The sequence below is a fragment of the Desulfobulbus rhabdoformis genome (assembly GCF_016919065.1).
Lineage (GTDB): Bacteria > Desulfobacterota > Desulfobulbia > Desulfobulbales > Desulfobulbaceae > Desulfobulbus > Desulfobulbus rhabdoformis.
Window position 1 is genome coordinate 1 of record NZ_JAFFQA010000122.1, and the last position, 1,435, is coordinate 1,435.

Annotated in this window: 1 protein-coding gene and 1 pseudogene; both read left to right on the plus strand. The window is 52.8% G+C overall.

Features of this window, described 5'->3' with window-relative positions; all coding sequences use genetic code 11:
* The first annotated feature begins 44 nt into the window (after positions 1 to 44).
* Positions 45 to 949 (plus strand): annotated as a pseudogene (locus tag JWJ90_RS23430) (tyrosine-type recombinase/integrase).
* A gap of 2 nt (positions 950 to 951) precedes the next feature.
* Positions 952 to 1,435: IS91 family transposase (locus JWJ90_RS22660; RefSeq protein WP_205229487.1), on the plus strand; the 484-nt coding region annotated here is incomplete at its 3' end.

The window sequence follows — 1,435 nt, forward strand, 5'->3', positions numbered from 1 at the left end:
GTGTAAGAGTTTAATTTTCAAACACTTACAGCAAGGAGTATACTATGAACAAGGCCGAAATTAAACGATTCGAGTCCCTCTATGAGCGCCACCTGCAAAAGCTTGCGCTACAAGGGAAAAGCGCCAAAACAATAGACGCTTACGGCAGGGCTGTGCGTCGACTGGTCTCGTATTTCGATTGTTGCCCCGACAAACTGAGCGTACAAGAGCTGGAAGAGTATTTTGCTAAATTGGTCAAGGGGTACTCTTGGAGCACGGTCAAGCTGGACAGGCTCGGTCTCATGTTTTTCTGGAAACACGTTCTGGAGACGGATTGGCAATGGCTCAACATCGTCAAAGCACCTGTCGTCAAAACTATTCCGGATATCCTGACCCGCGAAGAAATCGGCAGGATCATTCATGGCTGCCGGGAGCTCCGCTATCGCGTCTTTCTCTTCACCACCTATTCCATGGGGCTTCGCCTGGAAGAGGCTTTGTCTCTTCAGATCGGTGATATCGATACCGGCCATATGAAGGTCCATATCCGTCGCGGCAAGGGCCATAAAGATCGTCTTGTCCCGCTGCCGAGCCGTACCCTGGAAGCGTTACGTCTGCTCTGGCGTGAACACCAGCACCCGAAGTTGTTGTTTCCCAATTACCGTGGATCAATAGAAACGATCCGGCAGGCGACAAACCACATGAATAATGGTGGAGCCCAGCAGGCAATGAAAGCCGTTGTTACATCCTGTGGGATTAAAAAAAAGTCTCGATCCACAGCCTCCGCCACAGTTTCGCAACCCACCTACTCGAATCCGGCTTAAGCCTGCGGCATATCCAGGCTCTGCTTGGTCATGCCAGTCCCACAACCACAGCCCGTTACACTCATCTCACCGATGTTGCCGAACAGGATAGCAGGGCAACGATCAATGCCTTGGTCAACTCACTGCAGCTCAACCCGGCAGGGAGATAACTATGGACCTGGCCACTCTTGTTCACCAATATTACGATGTCTTCATGGCGCGGTTCGGCAAAACTATCCTGCCGGACCAACGCAAGGCCCTTGATGCGATTCTCCGTTGCCGAACGCCTGCTTCCGGAGAACTCTACGTGCAGTGCCCTGACTGTCATCATGGCCAATGGCGGCCTCTCTCCTGTGGTAACCGCCATTGCCCGCGCTGCCAAAATCACCTGACCAGTCTCTGGATCGACAAACAACGGGAAAAGCTCCTGCCTGTGCCCTATTTCATGGTGACCTTTACCTTGCCCTATCAGCTGCGTTCGTTGGCTTATCGTCACCAGGGAGAGGTCTATTCGCTCATGTTCCGGTGTGCTGCCGAAGTCCTGCGTTCATTCGCCCGCAATGCAAAATCTTTGGGCGCCGAGATCGGCATGACCATGGTCCTGCACACCCATTCAAGGAGATTGGAATTTCACCCGCATATCCACGTCCTGATCC